Here is a 4,536-nt window from a genome sequence, read left to right on the forward strand (position 1 = left end):
GCAACGGTTTATCGATTACCGTATTTTTAATTTCATCATCCGAATAAATCAGTTCCATGGTACGGTGAAGAACCTTCCCAAAAACAGCTGCATCAATTTCTTCCTGAACCGTCTCTTTTTCCTTGATTTTCAATATATACTGATAGAAAAACTTTAGCTTGCAGTCCAGATAGGTCAGCAAGGCAGAAGGAGAAAAACGGGATTTATTGTTCTCGTCAAGATATGGTTCGAGCTGTTTCAGAATGGCTTCCGACTTGGGATAAATGATTTCTTTCCTCAATGTTTTGGTGATATGAGGCGATACAATAGTCTCGTTCAGTTCAATGTTGAAATCATACAGCAGTTGCAGGATATAACGACTTTTTTCGGCAAAACCGATGGCTTCCTTGTCGTTGCTGTACATAAGCCAGATGTTTTCAGCCCGTTGAAGTAAACGGTAAAAATAATAGGCATAAGCCACATCATCATTTTCAGGGGTATTCAGATAAAAAGCTTTTCTCACCTGATAAGGGATAAAAGATGGCTGGTTGGAAACAGAAGGCCACAATCCCTCGTTCATGGAAATCAAAATCAGGTTTTTGAAATCAAGACAACGTGTTTCAAGGATGCCCATTACCTGAATCCCCGATAATGGCTCACCCGAAAATGCAACTTTCAGAGTAATCAGAATTTCTTTCAAAATTTTTTTCAGCAAAAGATCAGATAAATTTTCTTTTTCTGCATGCTCACTTAAGCGGTTCATGCCCTTGTATATCTGATAAAATATTTCCTTTTCAATCTCTGTAATCTCTTTATTTTCAAGATAATAGACTAAAAAATCCTGAAGTTTCCCGATCAGGTTTTTTGCAGAAGCAAGCGCATTGGTTAGAAAGGACAAAAAGGTACATTCGACCTTGATAGAACTCAGATCCTGAAAGGCCAGCTTACTTTCATTCAACACTGACAGCTGCCGGTTAATGTTTTCAGGCTCTGTCATTTTGTTGACCGGATGGTTGAGCAGATTAACCAGATCGGATGTCCGCACTTTCTGACACCCTGAATATCTGATCATAAAATCAGCGAGAAGGAGAACAATATCGGCAGGATAGCTGCTGATAACGGGATAACCCATAGTAATATTCACATGATCCATGCTTTCCGGTACAGTATGGAGCAGCGGGATCAGGAGTTTTTCATCTGCAAGTACAATAGCTGTATCAGGCTTTCCTGGACTATTTTCTTCATTATCACCAATAACTCTCAGGATTTGAGCTGCCATATCCACCTGCGTACTGGTCAGGTCGAAACCGAACATACGGAAACTTTTACCCGTCAAAGGACTTCTATCGTGCACAAAATCAGGAGGTTCTGGAAACTCACTCATGTTTCTGCGAATGGCCTGATAAGGAGAAAACTCTTTTCTTTCAAGGAAATAATTATCCGCATCCCATAAAAAAACAGCCTTCCCTTCCGTTTTCAGATAATTGAATATTGTCGTTTCAGCCTTGTTTAGCAGGTGAAAACCGGCAAAAACAATCATATCTTCCTGCGGCATCCATTCCTTATTTATACATTTTCCGGCAAGTATCCTGTAAATAAATCCGGAATATGCTGCTTTTTCTTTCAACTGCTTCTTTTTCAGCTCTTCATAAATATCGGGAAGCATTTGCCACATCCTGAGAAACCTGGCTTTTTCATTAGTATGAGACTCTATGTTGATATTTGTCCAGAATGTTTTCAGGATTTCAATTTGTTCCGGACTCAGGTAGTCAAACAGGGTGTCAATGTCTTTCAAATCCTCAATCAGACGAAAAACATCGGCAGGTTCAGCCAGGTTTTTATCAATTTCGGAAAAATCATTAAGCATAATGTTTCCCCATGGATAAAAGCTGTCGATACTTTCGGGATTCTGGCCGTTTTGGACCAGAATGGCCGAATAAACTTTATATAATGTAAAAACCTGTGAAATGGGGTCAGCTTTCAGGAAAGCAGTATTTTGAAGGATAAAACTTTCAATATCAGTTATTTCCGGACTCCAGACAGGTTTGGAAATCTGATTGATCAGGTAATTTCGGAAAAATACCCCCGACCTTTTGTTGGGAAAAACGACAGATATATTATTCAGGTTTTCGCCAAAATTTTTCAGCAGCCAAGAGGCTGTTTGCTCAAGAAAATACATATTGCTCCCTTTATTCAGGGGGTAAAATTATTATTTTAACCGAAATTCTGAAAACTATTTATTTTTGAGGATATCCCTGATTTCAGTCAGTAAGAGCTCTTCTTTGCCCGGAGCAGGTGGAGCAGCAGGTTCTGCAGCTTTTTGTTCTTCTTTTTGCCTAAGTTTGTTCATTGCCTTGATTAATAAAAATATGGCAAAAGCAATGATCAGAAAATCAACAGTGGTCTGAATGAAATTTCCGTAATTCAGGGTTACGGCATCTTTGACTATGGCTCCGGCTTCATCCAATTGTGCCTGCTTTAACACAATTTTAAACCCTGTAAAATCCATCCCACCAATCAGCATACCCAAAGGTGGCATCAATACATCATTGACAAAACTGGAGACAATTTTTCCAAAGGCAGCACCAATAATGATACCGACTGCCATATCGACCACATTGCCTCTCGAAATAAAGCTTCGGAATTCTTTTGCAAAACTCATATCACTTTTTTTAAGGGGTTGAGAAAATCAATTTCGCTACAAAAATACAAAAAGGATTTTTTTCAGGGAATTATTTTTAATATTGAAGTGGTTATAAAAGTCGAAATGAAACTGAAAATCATATTGGTTAGGCCATCTGTTGCAGAAAATATCGGTGCGGTGGCAAGGATATTGAAAAACATGGGTCTGGAGGAACTCAGGCTGGTCAGTCCCCTATGCGAATTAAAAGGAAAAGCTGAATGGGTAGCGCATGGTGCCCGCGACATCCTCCAAAATGCCGTTATCTTTTCAAACCTGGGGAATGCGTTGTCAGATATTGATTTCTCGGTGGCTACCACTGCAAAAAAGCGAAAAAGAAAAGCCGATAACCATTTACCCGAAAAAGCCATTGAAATAATTTTCAATAAAAAAACGGCTATCAATACAGCTGCCATAGTGTTTGGAAATGAATCCCACGGGCTTAACGATCATGAAATATCCCTGTGTAACATCATATCTACTATCCCCATGCACACTGCTTATCCATCCCTGAACCTATCACATGCAGTGATGATTTTTGCCTATGAATATTTCAAATTTCAGAAAGCACAGCCTTCCGGAAAAGAATGTACAACCGACAAAGGTTTTAAATCATTGATGCTGAAAGCAGAAGAAATATTAAATGAACTTGAAATAAGCAAAAACAAGAACCTTCACAACAGAATCATGGAAAGACTGTCGTTGCTGGATGAAACCGACATTCACCTGATGTTGTCTGTTTTTGACCGGTATTTCAGAACAAAACAACTTAAATAAAAAAGCCCGCGAAATACTTCGCAGGCTTTGAAGTATGGGGGTCAAACCCTGATTATTCGGTTTTGACAATTTTTCTCGTAAAACTCCGGTCTCCGGCATTTATCCTGACCAGATATGTTCCGGCATCCAGCTGTGAAGTATTGATAAAGAGTTCATTGACTCCTGCAGCATAGGTAAATACTGGTTGTGAAATAATTTTCTTTCCCATCAGGTCGAAAACTTCATAGGATACTTTGGTGTTTTCAGGAATAGTAAACCTGACTGTAGCAAAATCTCTGACCGGATTGGGGAAAATGACAATGTCGGTTGCTTTTGCTGATTCATCAATTCCGGCAGCCTGTGCAGGCATATCCACCAGCCTGATGCTGAATGAATTGAGAACATCACGTTTGTCTTTATCGGTATTATAATAGGAAACAAAGGCAATGAGATAAACACTGTCAGCATTCCAGTTAGCCGGAATGGTATAGGTATAATTCTTCGTTTTAACATCACCAGGTTTAGGACTATTGGAAATAACACCTGTGGTTCCCCATACAGGAGAAAGTACTGCCCTGCTGACATGACGATGGTCATATTTAGGCATATACGCATACGAGCCATTATAAATACCTTTCTGATAAAACGGATGTCCGACTGTATTGTAGAAATAGCTGTGCTGATCCCAGTTGGATCCTGTTCCTTCCGAAACATGATCTTCGACCAGAAAAACAGTGATTCTCAAATCACCCGGAAGGGCATAATCCACAAATTCAACCTGAACGGTGGCATTGAGATTTTTGGAGTTTTTGTCAAAAGTCCCAAAAGCCTGAACACGGCAGGGAGCCGGAACATTTAACCTGTCAACTGCACTGCTTTCCCAGATATTTCTGGAAATAGCAATATTACCGGCATCACCGGGGAATCTGTGGCGGTCGATAGCGGCTGTGGGAGCTCCATCGGCAAAGTCGGTGGCATAGGTGCTGTGTTGACTGATGGTCATGGCATCGGTACCAAATCCGGCATGATGACACACCCCGATAACATTGGGATATTTTTCGAGAATGCCGTCAAGAACCAGATGACCTTCAGGGCAGAATCCGCACTGAACGGTCGTAAAC

Annotated in this window: 4 protein-coding genes; 1 reads left to right on the top strand and 3 read right to left on the bottom strand. The window is 40.2% G+C overall.

The window, feature by feature from the left end; translation table 11 throughout:
* Both GX437_02625 and mscL read right to left on the bottom strand, forming a co-directional pair.
* A partial coding sequence (locus GX437_02625) for a hypothetical protein (GenBank protein NLJ06545.1) occupies positions 1-2,158 on the bottom strand: 2,158 nt, incomplete at its 3' end.
* 54 nt (positions 2,159-2,212) lie between these two features.
* Positions 2,213-2,641: a large-conductance mechanosensitive channel protein MscL gene (mscL, locus tag GX437_02630; GenBank protein NLJ06546.1), complete on the bottom strand. Its 429-nt coding sequence runs from the start codon at positions 2,639-2,641 to the stop codon at positions 2,213-2,215.
* Between the two features lie 105 nt (positions 2,642-2,746).
* Between mscL and GX437_02635 the strand changes: the two genes are divergently transcribed.
* Positions 2,747-3,436: a tRNA/rRNA methyltransferase gene (locus GX437_02635; GenBank protein ID NLJ06547.1), complete on the top strand. Its 690-nt coding sequence runs from the start codon at positions 2,747-2,749 to the stop codon at positions 3,434-3,436.
* A gap of 52 nt (positions 3,437-3,488) precedes the next feature.
* Here the strand turns inward: GX437_02635 and GX437_02640 are convergent.
* Positions 3,489-4,536: Omp28-related outer membrane protein (locus tag GX437_02640; GenBank protein ID NLJ06548.1), on the bottom strand; the 1,048-nt coding region annotated here is incomplete at its 5' end.

It is taken from the genome of Sphingobacteriales bacterium (genome assembly GCA_012517435.1).
GTDB lineage: Bacteria > Bacteroidota > Bacteroidia > CAILMK01 > JAAYUY01 > JAAYUY01.

Coding starts and splice junctions, on each gene's coding strand:
- mscL (NLJ06546.1), bottom strand. CDS start 2,641: ATGAGTTTTGCAAAAGAATTCCGAAGCTTTATTTCGAGAGGCAATGTG.
- GX437_02635 (NLJ06547.1), top strand. CDS start 2,747: ATGAAACTGAAAATCATATTGGTTAGGCCATCTGTTGCAGAAAATATC.